General features: G+C 45.4%; 17 protein-coding genes. 8 read left to right on the top strand and 9 right to left on the bottom strand.

Annotated elements, in window-relative coordinates; all coding sequences use genetic code 11:
• Nucleotides 1–65 precede the first annotated feature (65 nt).
• Genes H0Z23_RS03285 through H0Z23_RS03265 form a run of 5 tightly spaced genes read right to left on the bottom strand, consistent with a single transcriptional unit; the run spans nucleotide 66 to nucleotide 5,731 of the window.
• Nucleotides 66–2,102 carry a urocanate hydratase gene (locus H0Z23_RS03285; protein WP_296867537.1) on the bottom strand — a complete coding sequence of 679 codons (2,037 nt, stop codon included), beginning with the start codon at nucleotides 2,100–2,102 and terminating at the stop codon, nucleotides 66–68.
• A 39-nt stretch (nucleotides 2,103–2,141) separates the two neighbouring features.
• A complete protein-coding gene (locus H0Z23_RS03280) occupies nucleotides 2,142–2,771 on the bottom strand; it encodes a cyclodeaminase/cyclohydrolase family protein (RefSeq protein ID WP_296867536.1) in 630 nt (209 codons plus the stop codon).
• Between the two features lie 22 nt (nucleotides 2,772–2,793).
• Nucleotides 2,794–4,038, bottom strand: a complete 1,245-nt coding sequence (gene hutI, locus H0Z23_RS03275) for an imidazolonepropionase (RefSeq protein ID WP_296867535.1) — start codon at nucleotides 4,036–4,038, stop codon at nucleotides 2,794–2,796.
• Nucleotides 4,039–4,040: 2 nt separating this feature from the next.
• Nucleotides 4,041–4,958, bottom strand: coding sequence for a glutamate formimidoyltransferase (gene ftcD, locus H0Z23_RS03270; RefSeq protein ID WP_296867534.1), 918 nt, complete (start codon nucleotides 4,956–4,958; stop codon nucleotides 4,041–4,043).
• A 35-nt stretch (nucleotides 4,959–4,993) separates the two neighbouring features.
• Nucleotides 4,994–5,731: an IclR family transcriptional regulator gene (locus tag H0Z23_RS03265; RefSeq protein WP_296867533.1), complete on the bottom strand. Its 738-nt coding sequence runs from the start codon at nucleotides 5,729–5,731 to the stop codon at nucleotides 4,994–4,996.
• 142 nt (nucleotides 5,732–5,873) lie between these two features.
• Between H0Z23_RS03265 and H0Z23_RS03260 the strand changes: the two genes are divergently transcribed.
• Nucleotides 5,874–6,656 (top strand): enoyl-CoA hydratase-related protein, encoded by a 783-nt coding sequence (locus H0Z23_RS03260; RefSeq protein WP_296867532.1) that lies wholly within the window; start codon nucleotides 5,874–5,876, stop codon nucleotides 6,654–6,656.
• Nucleotides 6,657–6,684: 28 nt separating this feature from the next.
• On the opposite strand, the gene H0Z23_RS03255 is transcribed toward H0Z23_RS03260, so the two are convergent.
• Entirely contained in the window at nucleotides 6,685–7,974 is a 1,290-nt protein-coding gene (locus H0Z23_RS03255) for a GGDEF domain-containing protein (RefSeq protein ID WP_296867531.1), read from the bottom strand.
• Nucleotides 7,975–8,303: 329 nt separating this feature from the next.
• On the opposite strand from H0Z23_RS03255, the gene H0Z23_RS03250 reads away from it, so the two are divergent.
• The 3 genes from H0Z23_RS03250 (at nucleotide 8,304) to H0Z23_RS03240 (ending at nucleotide 11,497) form a co-directional block, all read left to right on the top strand.
• Nucleotides 8,304–8,696, top strand: a complete 393-nt coding sequence (locus tag H0Z23_RS03250) for a hypothetical protein (protein ID WP_296867530.1) — start codon at nucleotides 8,304–8,306, stop codon at nucleotides 8,694–8,696.
• A gap of 25 nt (nucleotides 8,697–8,721) precedes the next feature.
• Entirely contained in the window at nucleotides 8,722–10,503 is a 1,782-nt protein-coding gene (locus H0Z23_RS03245) for a choline/carnitine O-acyltransferase (RefSeq protein WP_296867529.1), read from the top strand.
• A gap of 61 nt (nucleotides 10,504–10,564) precedes the next feature.
• Entirely contained in the window at nucleotides 10,565–11,497 is a 933-nt protein-coding gene (locus H0Z23_RS03240) for an EamA family transporter (protein ID WP_296867528.1), read from the top strand.
• A 13-nt stretch (nucleotides 11,498–11,510) separates the two neighbouring features.
• Here H0Z23_RS03240 and H0Z23_RS03235 read toward each other — a convergent pair whose 3' ends face one another.
• Nucleotides 11,511–12,758, bottom strand: a complete 1,248-nt coding sequence (locus tag H0Z23_RS03235) for a phenylacetate--CoA ligase family protein (RefSeq protein ID WP_296867527.1) — start codon at nucleotides 12,756–12,758, stop codon at nucleotides 11,511–11,513.
• Nucleotides 12,759–13,209: 451 nt separating this feature from the next.
• On the opposite strand from H0Z23_RS03235, the gene H0Z23_RS03230 reads away from it, so the two are divergent.
• Entirely contained in the window at nucleotides 13,210–14,394 is a 1,185-nt protein-coding gene (locus H0Z23_RS03230; RefSeq protein ID WP_296867526.1) for an aminotransferase class I/II-fold pyridoxal phosphate-dependent enzyme, read from the top strand.
• 7 nt (nucleotides 14,395–14,401) lie between these two features.
• Here the strand turns inward: H0Z23_RS03230 and H0Z23_RS03225 are convergent, their stop codons facing one another.
• Entirely contained in the window at nucleotides 14,402–15,148 is a 747-nt protein-coding gene (locus tag H0Z23_RS03225) for a Mut7-C RNAse domain-containing protein (protein WP_296867525.1), read from the bottom strand.
• A 79-nt stretch (nucleotides 15,149–15,227) separates the two neighbouring features.
• Here H0Z23_RS03225 and H0Z23_RS03220 point away from each other — a divergent pair, with 79 nt between their 5' ends.
• Nucleotides 15,228–15,629, top strand: a complete 402-nt coding sequence (locus H0Z23_RS03220) for a secondary thiamine-phosphate synthase enzyme YjbQ (protein ID WP_296867524.1) — start codon at nucleotides 15,228–15,230, stop codon at nucleotides 15,627–15,629.
• Between the two features lie 6 nt (nucleotides 15,630–15,635).
• Here H0Z23_RS03220 and H0Z23_RS03215 read toward each other — a convergent pair whose 3' ends face one another.
• A complete protein-coding gene (locus tag H0Z23_RS03215) occupies nucleotides 15,636–17,141 on the bottom strand; it encodes a trehalose-6-phosphate synthase (RefSeq protein WP_296867523.1) in 1,506 nt (501 codons plus the stop codon).
• Nucleotides 17,142–17,318: 177 nt separating this feature from the next.
• Between H0Z23_RS03215 and rpiA the strand changes: the two genes are divergently transcribed.
• Together rpiA and H0Z23_RS03205 are read left to right on the top strand one after the other, a co-directional pair.
• Nucleotides 17,319–17,999, top strand: coding sequence for a ribose 5-phosphate isomerase A (gene rpiA, locus H0Z23_RS03210; RefSeq protein WP_296867522.1), 681 nt, complete (start codon nucleotides 17,319–17,321; stop codon nucleotides 17,997–17,999).
• On the top strand, nucleotides 17,989–18,906 hold the full coding sequence (locus H0Z23_RS03205) for a DMT family transporter (protein WP_296867521.1): 918 nt from the start codon (nucleotides 17,989–17,991) through the stop codon (nucleotides 18,904–18,906). The genes rpiA and H0Z23_RS03205 overlap by 11 nt, the downstream gene beginning before the upstream one ends.
• The last annotated feature ends 1 nt before the right edge of the window (nucleotide 18,907 follow it).

Raw genomic sequence — 18,907 nt, 5'->3', positions numbered from 1 at the left:
TGCCTCCCTATTGAAAGGTCCCGGCAAAGCCTGCCGGGACCTTCGTTCGCTTTTCTTTTGCTATCTTATTTTTTGTGTTTCTCTATTGCTTCAGCGACAGTCTTGGAGACTAGTTCATCGTCAGGCACGTATGGCAGGGTGATGTGATAGCTGTCTTTGTACTTGCTGTTGATTTCTCGGCTTACTTCCATGGCGTGCTCACAGCGTCCCCAGGCCCTTCTGGCTACACCGCCGAGGACGTCCCACATCATGGCGGACTTCAATATCTCATCAACCCGCTCAGACCCGTCAAGCAGCATGCCAAAGCCGCCGTTGATAGCCTTGCCTATGCCTACTCCGCCACCGTTGTGAAGGGCGCACAGGGTCATGCCTCTTGCAGCGTTACCTGCGAAGCATTGGATTGCCATGTCAGCGGTTATGTTACTGCCATCCTTAATGTTGGAAGTCTCTCTAAATGGTGAGTCAGTACCCGAAACGTCATGATGGTCCCTTCCAAGCATGACAGGGCCAATTTCTCCCTTTCTTACCATTTCGTTGAACTTTAAGGCTATCTTGAGTCGGCCTTCTGCATCCTGATACAAGATTCTGGCCTGAGTTCCTACGACTAGCTTGTTTTTCTCTGCGTCCCTGATCCAGATCCAGTTGTCGTAGTCCTGAGCCCGGCGGTTAGGATCTATACACTCCATTGCAGCCTTGTCGGTCTTTCTGAGGTCCTCTGGATCTCCACTCAAGCATACCCAGCGGAAGGGGCCGTAGCCGTAGTCAAAGAGCACTGGTCCCATGATATCCTCAACGTAGGAAGGCCAGATGAACCCGTCGTAGGTGTCTTTGCCGTTTTTGCAGATCTCTTTAACCCCAGCATCGAAAACAGCCTTCATGAAGGAGTTACCGTAGTCGAAGAAGTAGGTTCCACGCTCAGTTAAAGTCTTGATGAGCTCAAAGTGCTTTCTGAGGGTCTCGTCCACTCTCCTGCGATATTCTTCAGGATTTTCGTGAAGCATCTTGGTCCTTTCTTCGAATGTGAGCCCTACGGGGCAGTAGCCACCCTCGTATGGTGCATGGCAGGAAGTCTGATCCGAAAGAAGAGGAATGTGGATATTGTTGTCCACGGCGTATTGGAGTAAGTCTACTATGTTACCATGGTACGCAATTGACAAGGGGCGCTTCTGATCGGCAGCTTCCTTGGCCATGGCAAAGGCTTTTTCGCAGCTGTCGGTAACCTCATTTACCCATCCTTGTTTCCTTCTGGTCTCTATCCTTGAAGGATCCACTTCTGCGATGATGCCAACGCCGCCTGCGATTTCAACAGCTTTGGGCTGGGCTCCGCTCATGCCACCAAGGCCTGAGGAGACAAAGAGAATGCCTGCCAGGTTATCTTTAGGGCCTACACCCAACTGCTGCCTAGCTGCGTTGAGTATGGTGTTGTAGGTGCCGTGTACTATTCCCTGGGGGCCTATGTACATCCAACCGCCTGCTGTCATCTGGCCGTAGTTTGTAACACCAAGCTGCATTCCCCTGTGCCAATCCTTGGGGTTGTCGAACATGCCAACCAAAAGGCCATTGGTGATGATGACCCTAGGGGCATCTGGCCTTGACTTAAAGAGTCCCACGGGATGTCCGCTCTCTATAACCAATGTGGTGTCTTCCGTTAGCTCTTCAAGGTACTTTTTGATGAGCCTGTACTGCAGCCAGTTCTGGCAAACTTGCCCGGTTTCTCCATATGTCACGAGTTCGTAAGGATAGAGGGCGACATCAAAGTCAAGGTTGTTGTCTATCATTACCTGAAACGCCTTACCGGCAAGGCACTTGCCCTTGTACTCGTGAATGGGTTTGCCCCAGATGCGCCCCGCAGGACGGTACCTGTAAGCGTAGATACGCCCCCTTGTCATGAGCTCTTCCATGAACTCAGGGGCAAGTTTCTCGTGAAGTTCCTCCGGTACGTACCTGAGGGCGTTCTTCAATGCGAGCTCTGTTTCTTTCTGATTCAAGGTCCACCCTCTGTCTGGTGCCCTTCTTATTCCAGGTACAAATTCTGGATACTCAGGGAGCTCAGCATCCAGTTTTATGGTCATGGCTTCTCCGTTGAGAAAGTTAAGATCCATTACTAATCCCCTCCTTTTGCTTTTTGCTAAAATCCTCGCCTATACGAGGGCTTGTTCCACTATTTCCCCAGCCTTATCTGCTATCTCAAAGATGCTTTTCAGCGTCTCTTTTACTTCCTGGCTTACCTCTGAGACAAAGGCCTCGTCCTTTATGCTTCCAAGGTTTATCCTTACGTTATATGCAGCGGCAATCCCTGCAGTTTTGGCAAGAAGCACTGCTGTGCCTGCATCAGTAATGGCATTGGGATTCCCTTTTTGCGTGGCAGTCAGGGCAATTTCTGCCATTGCCTTGCAGGCTTTCAACGTCTCAAGAGGCACTTTGACGGCTTTTTTGAGCCCTTCCTGCATGGCTTTCGTGCGAGCAGCCTTCTGTTCTTCAGTGTCCTTGGGCATCTTCAAAGCGGCCATGAAGTCGTTGAACGCCTCGGTGTCATCTTCCATCAGCTGGAGGAATCTATCCTTCAACGTATCTCCAGTCTCGATTACCTTTTCCATGGCTTCCCAGTTATCGCGGTACTTTTCCTTACCGACAGTCAGTCTTCCTACCATGGATGAGAGGGCAGAGCCCAAGGATGCTGCTAAAGCTGCGACACTACCTCCACCAGGAGCAGGAGAGGAGGAAGCAAGTTCATCTGTAAACGCCTTTATGGTAAGTTCTGATAGCTTCATTTTATAACCTCCTGTCTTTTATCTAGGCTACGTGGATGCCTTTTTTGTAAACTTCCATTACCGGAGAGACTCCAGCGTGGTATGCCAGTATGGCAGGCGTTTCACCGTCCAGGAGCAGGAAGTCTGCCTGTTTTCCTACTTCCAAGCTTCCTACTTTATGATTTAGGCCTATTGACCAGGCTGCATTCAACGTGGAGGCAACCAGCGCCTCCTCGACGGTGAGATTCATGTTCATTACAGCGAGGCCGAAGACAAAGGGCATCGATTCGGTGTAACTTGAACCAGGATTGCAGTCTGTGGCGAGAGCCACGGGGACACCCAGTTCTATCATCTTCCTTGCCTTTGCGTAAGGTTTTTTCAGGCTGTAGGCCGTCGCAGGCAGCAGGTTAGCTATTACTCCGCTTTCGGCCATGGCCTTGAGATTTTCTTCGCTAGCTGCCAGAAGATGCTCTGCAGATGTGGTCCTCAACTCTGCAGCGAGTCCAGCTCCACCTAGGTCATGGACTTCGTCGGCATGTATCCTCAGCTTAAAGCCATGTTCTTTGGCAGCCAAAAGAATTTTTCGGCTCTGTTCCACGGAGAAAACGCCTTCTTCGCAGAAAACATCGCAAAATTGAGCAATGTTCTGGTCAGCTGCCGCTGGAATCATCTCCTCGATAAGTAGCTTAACGAAAGCTTCAGGGTCTGACTTGTATTCTTCAGGTATGGCGTGAGCGCCCATGAAAGTGGGCACCACATCCAGAGGAGTTTCTTTCCCTATTCTGTCTATTACCCGGAGCATTTTAAGCTCTGTTTCCGTGTCTAGGCCGTAGCCGCTTTTAATCTCCATGGAGGTGGTACCAAAGCTCAACGCTGTCAAGACGTTGTCCAACGTTGTAGCGAGCAGCTCTTCCTCTGAAGCATTTCTCACGGCCCGGACTGAAGAGAGTATGCCGCCTCCAGCCTTTAGGATGTCCAGGTACGAGGCGCCTGCAAGGCGCATGGAAAATTCCTTTTCCCTACGTTCGGCAAAACAAATATGAGTATGAGGATCTACGAACCCTGGTATCATGCACGCACCCTGACAGTCTATTTCCATGTCGATGTCTAGTTCCTTGGCTTTTGAGAGGACTTCTTCCTCAGGGCCTACCGCCATTATTACCCCCTTGTCACAGAGGAGAGCCCCTTTTTCCCACGACCTCACCTGTCCCTGGAGCTTGCCTGCCAAGGGTTTACCCTCATCAACAGGAGTGTATATGGCAGCGTTGCGAAACAGGGTTGTAAGCATAATTAATCTTCCTCTCTCATAAGTTCAAGGAGCTTCAACTCTAAGACCTGAGAAGGATCAAAGTCGTCGATTTGTAGGTAATATTCAGCGCTCTGGATTAATGCTGCAGCGGGGATCATGCCGTAGACTTCTGTGCCATTTATGGTGACTCCCCACCTTGCGGCTTCCATGCGGATGAACTCCAAGACCCTGTAAATGGCTGTCTTGTCGTAGTCTACTATGTTCATGCTTACCTGAACGAGCCCTTTATCCTCCAAGGCTAAGCCGATCCCCTTAACTGCCGTAAATCCACCGCCGGAGGCTCTCACTCTCTTGGCTATGGCCTTGGCGATGCTGACATCGGTTGTGTTGAGATTTACGTTGAAGGCTATGAGGAACTTTCTTGCTCCTATTACTGTCGCTCCTGCAGTTGGGTGAAGTTTTGGCTCTCCTACGTCTGGATGGCGTTCTGGCTTTACTACTTCTTCTTTTAGCACCTCATATTGTCCTTTACGGATGACTTCAAGGCGGGTCCTATCAGGCCTTATGGCCGCTTCTTCGTAATAGTATACGGGAATCTTGAGTTCGTTGTAGTAGCGTTCTCCAAAGGTTCTGGCCAATTCTACGCACTCTTCCATTGTTATGTTGCTTATAGGAGTGAAGGGTATTACGTCGATTGCACCGATTCTTGGGTGAGCGCCCTGATGGGTGTTCATGTCGATGTGCTGCATGGCGATTTTTGAGGCTTCAAGTACCGCGTCGCAGATGGGCTGGGGCTCGCCGGCCAAGCTGACGACCAACCTGTTGTGATCTTCGTCTGCACGATAATCGAAGAGGTAGCATCCTTTCTGTTTTTTGAAAGGTTCAACTATTGCTTCAATGACATCTTTCCTTCTACCTTCACTAAAATTTGGTACGCACTCAATTAGCTGTTTTGCCATTGTACTTACCTCCGTGTCTTTATTTTTGTTATTAATTAGATGGAGCAGCCTATATTTTTGGCTGCCTCTTTTACCATTTTTGCTATTTCATCCTCACGTCCCTCGAAACTGGTTGCAAGGCCTGCCACGCCTATTTGGGCCACAAAATTACCCTTGCGGTCGAAAATGGGAGCACTAATATCTCCTGCATGAGGGATCCACTCTTCCCTGCTGAAAGCGTAGCCTTTTTCACGGATGGCTTCCAGCTGAGCCAATAATTCTTTGCGGTCTACCTCGGGAGGAAGACCTTCTGTGAGAATTTTTCTCCTCAGTGATTCATTGCAGAAAGCCAAAAGAACCTTTCCAGAAGCTCCTGCATAAAGAGGAATAGCCATACCCTTATGGGCAACGTATTTAACGGGGTAAGGAGGTTCTACACTGTGGATGCAAAGCCCAACGCTTCCCTCAAGAACACACATGAGGCATGTTTTACCTGTTTGTTTTACGAGGTTTTCCATCTGTTCTTGGGCTTTCCCTATGAGCTCCTGATAAAAACAGGTCCGGTTGTTCAAGAGGAAGAACCTTATGCCAGGCCTAAAGCTTCCAGTTGAAGCGTCTTTATAGACCCATTCCTGCTTTTCCAGAGAGGTCAAAAGGCGATGGAGAGTGCTCTTTGGAATACCCGTCAACCTTTCCAAGTCCCTAAGGCTGTACGTGGCTTTGTCCCTGCAGAGCACTTCCATTACACGAGTTATTTTTTCTACATGATCCATTCTCTTAGTATGATATTGCATTGTAGGCCTCCAAAAACGGGACAATCTGTCCCATATATGCAGCTATAAAATTACACCAACTGCAAAAAGGTGTCAATAGAACTCCTATTTGTAAATTTCTCCAGGAAGGCGTTATTCTTATTTAAGAATGGAGGTGGTCATCTTGGATAACACAAAAAGTGTGCTAGTTTCGGTGCTTGATGGTGGAATAGGTAGGGTTACCCTGAACAGGCCTGATAGTATGAATACTTTCACGGTAGAATTGGCAAGAGAACTCAACGAGGCGCTAGAGGCCATGGAAAAGGATAAAAAGGTAAGGGTAGTAGTAATGGACGCTGCAGGTAAACATTTTTCCACGGGGATTGACCTCAAGGAGTTTCTTGCTCAGGAAAGGCACACTTTGAGGGAATTTTTAAGGTTAATGGACGAACACAACTTTACCCTTTTTAAAATGGCCAAGCCCGTAATTGCAGCGGTTCAAGGGTATGCTTTGGCTAATGGGACAGGTTTAGCCTTGGCGTGTGATTTCATAGTGGCAGCAGATAATGCGGTCTTTGGCACAACTGCCGTAAACGTGGGGTTGATATGCCTTGAGCCAGGTTACCAACTGTCCAGGTGGATTGGCCCCAAAAGGGCTATTCAGTATGTTTTGACAGGGGAGTTTATCCCTGCCCAGAAGGCTTATGAGATGGGGTTCGTATGGAAGGTGGTCCCTCAAGATAATTTGTTGGAAGAAGCTTTACGCCTTGGGCGTAAACTTGCTGAAAAAAGCCCCTTGGCGGTTAGGACCGGCAAACGAGGCTTGCAGCAAATGGAAAGCCTTCCTTTGGAAAGAGCTATTGAACTTGCCGGAGAAAAGTTTACGGCATTAGGGCTTGCAGAAGATGCCAAAGAAGGCCTAAATGCTTTTCTTCAAAAAAGAAAGCCTGTTTGGCAAGAAAGATAGCTTTAATTACAAGCCCCATGCCTATACTTTAGGCATGGGGCTTTTCGTTTTTGGATTTATTTACAGCCTTTTTGATTGCCTTGTTGCGGTACATGAAAGAGTCCGCTTCGTTAAGCGCCTTATCAGGCAGGTCGGCTTTGCTTTGAGCAATGGAGTACCCCAGGGAGATGGAAAGAGGCACAGGCAGTTTTTTGCCTTTATTGCAAGCTTCTACTGCTTCTGTAATGCGCCTTATAACCTTTTGTGCTAATTTTTCATCTGCAGATGGAATTAAAATGCAAAATTCATCTCCTCCGATCCTTGCAACTATGTCTCCGCGTCGTGTGCAACTTGAAAAAATTTCTCCGCACTTTTTAAGGTACTTGTCGCCTATTGTATGGCCATAAGTGTCGTTTATATCCTTTAACCCATCCATATCAGCCATGATTACAGTTACAGGGAAATTATTGTCATCTGTCTGTAAAATAATTAATTGTCTATTTAAAAAAGTCCTATTGTAAAGTCCAGTCAGTGAATCATGTAGGGATGCTTTTTCTAGGTATGCTTCATATTCCTTTTGTGATGTCGTATCTATGTAGATAGAGACTGCCCCAACAATTTCCCCATCAATAATGATAGGCGAGGCTTTTACGTTCACGTAGAGAGGTTTTCTGTCCTTTGAGTATCTAAATCCTTTATCTGTAACTTCCTTGCCAGAAAGAACGTCCAATGTTTTTTCGCGGTTAGCGCTTTTTTCTTTTCCTCTGTCTAACACATCATCCAGGTTTTGCCCCTTGATTTCTTCAAGCTGGTAGCCAAATAGTTTCGTAAAGGCCTCATTTATGGTTATTATATTGTGTTCATTATCTAGGACGGCAATGGCTTCTGGTAGTTTTTGTATGATGGTTTCAAGAAAAGTCTTCTGCATTATAATCTCTTTTTGCAACTGTTTCCTTTCAGTAATATCGGAAATCATTGCTAAACATCCGTAGTAATTGCCTTGTTTATCGAAAAATCCCGAAGCTGCCACTCGGCACCAGATGGGAAATCCATCTTTGTGGGTAAAGCGTATCTCGTAATCTCCCTTGTATCCAGAATGTCTGCGTTTTGTTTCCTTTTCTACGATCAGCTTATCTTGTTCGTATATGAAGTCGATTATTTCTCTATTTAAGACTTCTTTCTTGCTGTAGCCAAAAATTTCTGAAAAGCTTTTGGAAATTTTAGATACCCTCGAACTTTTGTCTAGAATGGCTATTGCGTCTAGGGAGGTTTCAAATATTTCCTCATATATAAAAAGGTTTTCTTCTACAAAGAGTCTCTTATCTTTATGTTGATCCATGATGCTTACCAAGGCTCCCCTTTCACCATCGTCTTGCCAATTAACAGCTCTCGCGCAGAGCATATGGTTTGTAAAGTAATCATAGCCAGCTGAAACAGAGAACACTATTGTATCCTTAACTAAGCCTACAGCATTTTTAACTACACGGGGGATATTATCAAAAAGGTCAAAACATTACAATCAATTTATGGAGAGCCACGAAAAATATTGACAGAAATCCTTAGTAAAAGTACGCTATTTGGGTAAAGTAATAAATAGCAAGAAGAGAGCTTTTATTGGTTGCCAGAGATGTGGTTGTGCTTTGCTCAACCTTCCGAGGGGGGATTTCGATGGCAAGCAGGATGACGACAGGGGGGAAGTCCTACGTAGTAGTTCGCAATCCCGCAAAGGGAGAGTACGAGCTTGTAAGCAGGGTGAAATATCCTTATATTGTTATAGAGGGCGCAAAGCCCTTGCTGCGGCTTGTGAAATTTGTGGATTTCATGTCCTCCTCTTTAGATCCCATAGATAACGGCTTCGTGGTGGCGTGCTCTCGCCCTTATGAAGGAGAGCGCATTACCTATGAAGGGTATGCCTCGGTCATTGTAGAAGTAATGGATTATGCAAAAAAATCAGGAATAAAGTGCTGTGTAATTTTCTCTGCCACTGCTTGCGTGTACGTTTACCCGGAAGGAACTGTAGAAGCCTCAGTTACCCCAGATGAATATATTGACCTTGTATAACTTTATCTGAGAAGGAGGCAAGTGTATGCGAAATATGCCCAAGCTGCCAGTACCACCTCTTGAGGAGACTAAGGAACGGTACATTCCATGGATTGCTCCTTTTGTATCCGCAGATGTGCTGGAAGAGGCTAAAAAATGTATGGCTGAGCTGCTGGCCGAAAACAGCTCGGGTTTGTTGCTCCAAAGAGAGCTTGTTAAATTTGCTCAGAGGGAGGATGTGGCAAATTGGTTGGAACCCTTTTGGATCGAAGCTTATCTTTCCGAAAGGCGTTCCCTTCCATTGTATAGTGATAATGTCTTTTATAAGCTTGCTTTGGCTCCGACAGGTAGTGAGTTGGAGAGAATATGGAGAGCCGCTAGCCTTTGCCATTGGGCAGGGAAGTTCTACGACCTCATAAGACGGAAAGAGCTTACCCCTGATTGGGATCACGGCCAAATGCTGTGCATGTCCCAATATGAACTACTTTTCGGTACCACACGGATTCCAAGAAAAAAAGTTGATGAGATAATAAGTTTTTGCGCTGCTGGAAATGCCCCATTCCCTACCCATATAACAATTATGTCTGAGGGGAACATCGCTTTTGTCCATATCTTGGATGAAGATGGCAATGTCCTGCCTGTAGAACGGATCGCCAGCGGCCTTTTGTATATATTGGACAATTTAAAGCTTCAAGAAGGCCTAAAGGGAGCAGGAGTTTTTACAGCTCTCCCAAGAGAAGAATGGGCTGCTATATGGGAGGATTTGGAAAGGGTAGAGCTGAATCAGCCGACATTGGAAAAAATAAAATCGTCTCTTTTTGTTATGTCCTTCGATGATGCCTCACCCCGAAGCCTGAAGCAATTTCCCATAGAGGGGCTTGTTGGCTCAGGGGAGAACAGATGGCTCGACAAATCCTTTAGTATTATTGTATTTAAGGACGGCCAGGTAGGTGTTACCATGGAACACACTTGCATTGATGGATCCATTATGGTTAGGCTTTGTTCCTATTTGGTGTCTAAGGCTAGAGAGCAAAAATATGTTTCCTTCAGCAAGGAAGATTGCCTGCTTTGGGAAAGAGGTATTTTATATTTAAATGATATATTAGGAAAAAAGCTTGTAGATGCCAAAAAATGGCTTGCCTCAGCTAAGGCAAAAAGTTTTTTCCGCGTGATAGAGCTGGAGGGAATCGGAAGGTCATCTCTTCGCTCTAGAGGGCTATCTCCTGATGCTTTTTGCCAGTTGGCCCTTCAGTTGGCTCATTACAAAATTTCTGGGGAATTCGTGAACTCTTATGAGACTGTCATGATGCGCCATTTCTATCACGGTAGAACTGAGGCCCTACGGACCGTCACTTCTGAGTCCAAGGAGTTTGTCATGACCATGCTGAACCCTACTGCCTCTGTTGACAAAAAAATGGGTGCTTTCCTAAAGGCTAAGGAAACACATAAAAAGCGCATAGTTCAGTGTAAATCCGCGAAGGGAGTAGAAAGGCATCTTTTTGGCTTAAAGAGCATTTATGAGCACAGGGACATGTTCAATCTGGACATACAAAAAGCCCCTTCCTTGTTTGAGTCCAGGTCTTGGAAGATTCTTAACCACTCTGTAATTGCTACCAGCACCAGCAGTACTGATGGGCTTGAATTGGTTTGTTATGGCCCTGTTGTGGAGGATGGGTTTGGGGGCAGATATCTCGTATTTGACGATAAAGTGTTTTTCTGTTTAAGCTGCAGAGAGCCTCAGGCCCATGTGCTGGAGGACCTGGCATTAAATTTGGTGGAAACAATGGAAACAATATATAACATGGCGGAAAGCTTTATTTCTGTTTAACGTATTGCCCTGACACGGAATCTTAAATAGTGTACAATAAAGGGTGTCGGGGGGTGAGAAATTGTATTTGCTGGGGCTTTTGCTTGCCGTTGTGGCGTCTTCATTGTGGGGTACAACGGGTCCAGCGTTCAGAATAGCCAGCCAGTGGAACCTGGATGTTGTGACTGTCAATTTTGTGAGATATGCCGTATGTTCTTTGGTCTTGTTTTTCGTGATCAAAAAGCGGAGCGTAGGGACATGGAACTGGAAGCGCCCACTTTTCATCCTCGGTTCTGCGGGCATGCTTTTGAGCAGTTTGGGACTCAATGTGGCCTTTCTTAGAATCTCCATAGGGCTCTCCATGGTCATATATTATAGTGCTCCCTGTTGGGTAATGGTTGGAAGCTGGCTTTTAGGGCGCCACAAGGTGACCCTCCTGCAGCTTATGGCGTTTTTGATGGCTTTATTGGGGATATGGAAAGCTGTAGGTGGAGCAAAAGCTGAAGGAACCTTAGACCTTGTGGGCCTTATTGCTGCCCTTGCGGCTGCGGTGGGTTACGCCATGTATGTTCTAAATGGGCACTTCGGTCCAGGAAGAGATGATAGATTGGGCATGTATGCTAGGACCTTTTTCGTGGCGACGGCCATGATGACCGTCTTGGCCGTTTGTTCTGGACGATTGGGAGTTTTGCTGTATCTTCCTCTGAAAGCTTGGTTTGTGCTTCTTTACCTTGCTATATTTTGCACCCTCATCCCTTACGGCATTTTTATCTTGTCGTTGAGGTTCATATCAGGCAATGCCGCATCGATTGCTACTATGAGCGAGGTTCCTTTTTCCATGATGTGGGCTTTCGTTATTTTGTCAGAAAAGCCTGAAACCTCTGCGATCTTAGGAGGTGCTATGGTGCTTTCCGGTATAGCTCTAATGTCCCTTGACCGCTCAGATCCGGGGAAGTTGAAAACGCCCTTACGTAGGGCAAAGCGGGAGAAGGGCGCCTCTTCCCCCGCGAAATAAGCCTCTTGCCTTTTCATAGTGTACTTCTTATCCGTTTTGATTTGCCGTCGCTTCTTTCTATGCTTCCAGGAGGTAAAAGGTGAAGTTCAACTCTTATGCCCAAAATATTGTGCAGATTAGATATAGCTTTCGCCTTTAGGCGTTCCTCTGCTTCAGGAGAAAGGTTTTCCAGCATTTCTGAGTATACGTGGAGATCCTTGTGCCCCTCAGAGCCTGTGACCTCAAGATAGTAATGGCAGGAAAGACCAAAAGTTTTGCCTAAAGCTGTTTCAACTTGAGTAGGAAAGACGTTTACTCCTCTTATGATGAGCATCTCGTCAGATCTTCCCCTTATACGGGCAATACGCGTACTGCTGTCGCCGCAATCACATTTGCCAGGCAGAATTTTGGTTATGTCTCTTGTCCTGTATCGAATTAGGGGTAGGGCTTCCTTTGTTAAAGTCGTTATTACGAGCTCCCCTTCTTCTCCTTCTTTTACAGGTTGCCCAGTCTCAGGGTTTATGATCTCCACAAGAAAGAAGTCCTGGGCAAGGTGAAGGCCCATTTTAGCAGGGCACTCCATGGCTACACCAGGTCCCATTATTTCCGACAACCCATACACGTCCAGGGCTGTAATTTTCAAGTTTTCTTCCAGGGTCTTTCGTAATGTCTCGGACCAGGGCTCAGCGCCAAAGATCCCTAGCCGTAGCTTCAGTGCCTTGTTTTTTTGCTGGAGCATTTCGGATAGTTTAAGGGCGTATGAAGGAGTGCACGCCAAAACCGAAGTGCCCAAGTCTTCCATAAGCATCAATTGCCTTTCAGAAAAGCCACCAGATGCGGGAATAACAGCGCATCCCAACTTCTCTGCACCGTAATGGAGCCCTAGCCCTCCAGTGAAAAGGCCGTATCCGTAAGCTATTTGTACTACATCACTACTAGTTACACCTGCCCTTTTCAGACAAGAAGCCATGGCATCAGTCCATGTTTGAAGGTCATTTCTAGTATAAGCTACGACCGTTGGTTTACCAGTAGTCCCGGAGGATGCATGAAATCTGACAATTTTCTCCTTGCTACATGCTAAAAGCCCCGAGGGGTAAGTATTTCTAAGGTCTTCTTTCGTCGTGAAGGGGAGTTTCCATAAATCTCTGGCGGTGGATATATCATGAGGCGTTACTCCAACATCCTCCATCTTTGCCCTGTAGTGTGGGACATTTTCCCAAACTCTCTTCACAAGCTCGCGAAGCTTTCTCTCCCTGTTTGATTTGGCCTTTCCTTTCATCATATATCTCCTCCTCTAAATTTTATTATTAGGTATAAAAAAAGGCCCCCACTTCCCTGTGGGGGCCCTCAGTTCGCTTGGTTCCAGCGCCTAACTGGCACCAGTCCTGCGAACGGGACCCGTGCCGGTAAAAAAGAAGAAGCTGTAAGCGCTGTTATTATTTATACTGATAGTTTGATTATTCACTGTATTTCTGCCTCCGAAAACAAATTGTATGCTTTATGTTGTTGGGGGGTTTATATCACGTTTTATACTCCGTGTCAATCTTTCTAATTGTGTTTTGTTACCGGACAGTGATATTGTCACCTCCACATTGTCATTAGAAAAGAGCCTTGGCCTATTGTCGTGTTGAAGAGGATAAACTTGTGGCCATTGAAGGCCTTTCAAAATAGTGGTATGTTTTGATAAAGAGTTGCAGTACAATATGTGAATCCGAAGTAGGGGAGGAATATATATGCCGTATATTGCGAATCGCGTTGGTGCAGGTGAGGAGGGGGTTTTTTGCCTTTTACAGAATTGGATAGCCCAGGCGAGAAAGGATGGCAAAGAGATTATAAACTTGGGGGTAGGAAGTCCCAATAGGCGGCCAGAAAACCCAATACTCCAGGAACTTTTGGAGTCTGCCAAGGAGGATAAATCTTACGAATATCCCTTTATTGACCCCAAACTGCCGGAGGCCATTGCTGATTGGTACAAGGACAGGTTTGGAGTTTCTCTCGAGCCTGAAAACCAGGTTTTGCCCCTTTGGGGTTCTCAGGAGGGATTTGCCCACTTCCCGTTAGTGACCATGGAGCAAGAAGACCTTTGTATCCTCCCTGATCCAGGTTACCCCATCTATCACTACATGCCTAACATGGTTGACGGACACTCGTGGAATTTGCCGCTGGAAGAAAAAAATGGCTTCATGCCGGATTTTTCTGGGGTTCCAGAGGATGTGGCGCAAAAGGCGCGGTTTTTGGTATTGAATTACCCCAACAATCCCCTTGGTGTTGGAGCTACGTTGGATGTTTTGGAGGATGCAGTTAAGTTTTGCAAAAAGCATGACATCTGGCTTATATATGACAATGCTTATTGCGAGCTTGCCTTCGATGGTTTCAGGCCACCCAGCGTGCTAGAGGTTGAAGGTGCTTTAGACGTAGCAGTGGAAGTTAATTCCTTTTCAAAGACCTTTAATATGGCAGGCATGCGCATAGGTTTCGTCGTTGGAAATGAAAGATTTGTAAAAGCCCTTGGTCGATTGAAGGGCAACATAGATTACGGCCTGTTTATGCCTGTTCAGAAAGCAGCCATAAAAGCTTTAACTCACCCTGACAGGGATGCAATAATTGCAAGAACAAGGCAAATGTATCAGGATAGGCGGGACGCCTTCATACAATCGGCAGCGGAGAAGGGCTGGGAAGTTATCCCTCCCATGGGCAGCATGTTCATATGGACAAAAGTCCCTAATTGTGATGATGATGTTTCTTTTGTCGAATTTTGCATAAGGGAAACCGGGGTAGTTGTGACGCCAGGTAGAGCTTTTGGAGAAAAGGGACGAGGGTATGTTCGAATAGCTTTAGTGCGAGAACCGGAAGTCTTAGCTGAAGCTGCTAGCAGGATAGCAGAAGCTCTAGGGAAGTGGGCTTGCGCGAGGGTATAAGGCTGTATCATTTTGTGGTCATTATATTTTGCAGCTTTTTGAGAATATGCTGATGATGAGAGCCCCTCCAAAACACCTTACCGCATTTGGGGCACTGGGTGAACTCGTTATACATAATTCTGGTAAGGGGCTCGAGCTGATCTACAATTTTTTCTTTTGTCACAGGAACAAGAAGGCTGTTACAAGATGTGCACCGCGAAAAAAGCTTAATTTGGTCTTTCAGGCCGTAGAACAGTATTACTTCGAATAGCTGTTCCCAGGGGGAAATTGAGCGTATCAATTTCCCCCATGTTACGGTCTTTCTCATTAAAAGTTCCCGATCTTTGGTCAGAAGTATTTTATTATGCCTGACGGCTATGCCTGCCAGCTCCTTGTCTGACCAATCAGGGTTGTATAGAGTATCAAACCCCAAAAGCCTGAGGAGCTTGGCAAGCCTTCCTACATTTACGTCGACTATAAAGGATATTTCCTTAACTGGATTTTCTCTCAGAAGAGTAGATTTTTCCACATCTACTGGAGGAGTCAAAGGGTAAACGTGTATAACTTCCCCATCCACAGGTATGTAATCAAAGGACTTATCTGTTCCATTTGAAATTATACTTCCAACCTCTGTATGAGGCACGCCTTGAGATTCTATTAAATCCTTCACCGATGCGATTCTGTCAAGAGTCCTTACCGTGCTTTGTTTGTTGCTTTCATTGTGGTTTTTTAGCAAATACGATAAATCCCTGTGAAAAACCAAAGTTACGCTCATGATTTCCCCCCGGTTGTTATTATGTGTAGATTTGAGATACATTTATTGTACTCTCGAGTTAGATTAGGAGGTAGACGCAATGTTGATGAAATTGAATGTCAGGTCCACTCAAAGAACACAAATGATAGATATTACAGAAAGAGTAAGGATGGCCGTCGAAAAAAGTGGTGTAAAAAGTGGGTATTGTACAATATTTGTTCCTCACACGACGGCGGCTGTAACCATAAACGAGGCTGCTGATCCAGATGTGTGTGTGGACTTCATAAATGAAATAAATAAGGTAATTCCCTTTGAAGATGGATATAGACATATAGAGGGCAATTCTGCAGCTCATATCAAGTCTTCCATTGTAGGTGTAAGTGAAAGAGTGATAATAGAAGGTGGCAAGCTTTTGCTAGGTAGATGGCAGGGAATATTTTTCTGTGAGTTTGATGGGCCCCGAACACGGGAGGTGATATTAAAGATTGAAAAAGACCAGTAATATGCTTTATGATCTTCCTCTAGGCGAAATGGCATAAAGTATGGGAGGCAGTTCTTTTTCGGGAAAGTCAACTAGGGCTTTGCCTGTTGCAGCGCGCAGGAAATTGTCCACCCACCAGAAAACATCTTGTTCCTTGAGTTTTTTCCTTAAATTTCTCATGCGACTCTTTTTCTCTTTTGTTGGCATTTCTACTGCCTTTAGGATAAGGTCTGCCATTCTTTCTGTATCATATGGGTTCACTATCAGGGCATGGTGGTACATTTGTGCGGCAGCTCCTGCAAATTCGCTTAAGATTAAGACGCCATCGTTGTCTATTTTGCACGCACAGTATTCTTTTGCTACCAGATTCATGCCATCTCTCAAGGGAGTCACCAACGCCACGTCAGCGAGCCTGTACAAGGCGACAAGTTCCTCTCTAGGTACCGGGTGGTACATGTAGTGTACAGGTACCCATCCTGGAGTAGTAAACGTTCCGTTTATGCTGCTTACAAGCGTTTCTATGTTGTTTTTCAGTTCACTATAAGCAAGCACTTCTTCCCTGCTTGGCACAACTATTTGCACAAGTGTGACGTTTTCATGCAGTTGCGGGTATTTCTCTAATGCCATTTGAAAGGCTTTCAACCGCAAAGGGATCCCCTTTGTGTAATCTAGCCTATCTACTCCGAGGATCACTGTTTTTCTGTGCAATTTCTTTTTGTAATCTTTAAGCATGGCACAGACCTTTTCAGAGGTGGCCATTCTCGTAAAGCTCTTAAAATCAATACTTATGGGTAAGTAAGCAACTTTTATTTTCTTTTCCCCTTCTGTAACTTCAATTACCGGTCCTCTGCCGGAAGTCTTGAGTTTTTGAGGCATGTTGTTTAGGCAGCTTATGAAATTTCTTCGGTCCTGAGCGGTTTGAAATGCGATGAATTCATATTCCAATAGGTCAGATAGAAGTTCGTATCGCCAAGGCATTTTCATGAAAATGTCGGGAGAGGGGAAAGGAATGTGCAGGAAAAAAAAGCATCTTCTTTCGATACCTAGTTCTTTTAGTTTTTGAGCCAGCGGGATCAACTGATAGTCGTGGACCCATACTAGATCTTCATTTCTGCTGTGCCTTGCTACGGCCCTCGCAAACTTTTCATTGACCTTGCGGTATGCTCTCCAGTAAGTAGGGTCAAAGTTGGCAAGACCTGGCAAATCGTGAAAGAGAGGCCATATGATTTCATTAGAGAGGCCGTAATAGTACAAAGAAACTTCGTTTTCTGTTAACATCACCGGAAATATACGATATCCTATTTCCTTCGACATATTATCAAGTATTTCCCGACAAGGCCTTAACCCTATACGCTCTGTTGTTCCAGTCCAGCCTATCCAGATGCCCCCTCTGTTTTTGAGGATAGGGCTCAATGCTGAAACTAACCCTCCAGCAGAAGGGCTTACCCTCCAGGAGTTAGCCTCTTTCTCCATCTTTATGGGAAGGCGATTTGAAACTATTATGAAGCGATTTTTATCTTTTAGGTTTGACAAACAAATCCTCCTCCCGGGTAGTAGAATTTCTCAAGTATGTTGTAAACTTCTAGAAGGGCTTATGAGATTTGTTTTATTATAAAAATTAAGGAAACCAATCTTCATTATATTATACTCTTGTTTTAATAAATCTGTAAAGATTTGTATAATGAAGCTTGAGTGGGGGAATATGTTGTAATGTTCCAATTGCTTGCCGTAGAAAAAATAATCGAAGAAATCCAAAGCGGTATGTTTATAGGTTTGGGTACAGGACCTGTGGTGGATTTTCTCATCCAAAAGCTTGGACAGCGCATTTCTGGGGGAGACCTTGTTGATGTATGGAGCGTTCCATGTTCTAAGAGGACGAAGAGTTTGGCCAAAAGCTGTGGGGTGCCTGTTATGGATCTTGACGATCGAGGGGTCGATCTCTGTGTGGAAGAAGTTGATGTTCTTGATTCAAGTTTACAAGCTGTAAAAGTAAATGGCGACCTCCTTGGAGGAAAAATAGTTGCAAATTCTGCAAGAAGTGTATTGGTAGTAAATGTGAACGGCTTTGTCGAGAGTTTTAAGAGGTTTAAGGGCCCCATCGCAGCAGAAATTGAGCCCTTTGGTTTCATGGCAACCTTGAAAAAGATATACGAAACAGCAGGAGAGCCTATCCTGCGCAGAGACCATACTTTGAATGGTCCATTGGTGACCGAAAGAGGTACTTTTGTGGTGGATATCTATTTTGAGGATCCTCCCTCGGACTTGTTGGAGATCCAAGAAAAGCTGATAAGAATTCCTGGAGTTGTGGAGACTGGTTTTTGGCAAAGCCTGCCTCAAAAAGCCTATCTTGTTTGCGAAGATAAAGTGAGGGTGCTATCTAGTGAGTCATAAAGAGAGCGGAAATTTTTTGAAAGGCATTTTGATGATGTTGGCTGCTACAGTCTTTTTTGGGACTCTAGGGCCTATGGAGCGCGTTGCGCTCGAAAACGGCGTTACGCCAGCAGGTGTCTCTTTCATAAGGGCTGCTGTCACTGCCTTTGTGGCAGTTATTTATGCAAGTGTAAAGAACCCCCAAGCTCTTTTAATCAGAGGTAGAGAGTTTCTAAAATTTGCGTTAGTCGGTTTGTTTGGCGTCGTTTTTGTGCTTTACTTTTCTAATATAGCTTTCGTAACTATTCCTGTCAGCCTAACGGTTCTTTTGTTTTATACGAACCCCTTTTGGACGATAATAATAGCTGCCCTTCTAGGAAAAGAGCGAATAACCATTTTTAGGATTATGGTGGTCCTAGTGGGCTTTCTGGGGGTGTGGTTTGCTGTAGGCAGCCCCTTGAGCGGCCAATTTAAACTGTCTGGGGCGTTTTTTGCAGTGGCTTCTGGAGTAGGCTACTCCCTTTATATGATAAATACCCGTTATGGAACAGGAAACAAGGAACCATTGAAGACCTTTGTGCAAATGTTCATTTGGGGTACCTTGATAATGGGTTTGATCATGTTTGTGCGAGGCGAAATCCCGGATCTGGGAAATTTGTCCCTGAAAGGGTGGGCTGCTGTCTTGCACCTGGCTCTGTTTCCTACAGTTTTATCTTATGCTCTGATTAGTATGGCTCTTAGGCACATTCCGAGTGTCGTAGCCTCTTTAACCTCTATGACCGAGATAGTTTTTGCGGGATGTTTTGCCTTTTTTTTGCTGGGAGAAAAGCCCTCCATAGGAGTTGTTATAGGGGGCAGTCTCATAGTTATTGCAGTAATAGCCATAATATTAGAGAACAACATAAAATCTTTTTTACGTAAAAAATGAG

The sequence above is a fragment of the Thermovirga sp. genome, from assembly GCF_017656375.1.
Taxonomy (GTDB): domain Bacteria; phylum Synergistota; class Synergistia; order Synergistales; family Thermovirgaceae; genus Thermovirga.
This window is presented reverse-complemented; position numbering and strand designations above follow the sequence as displayed.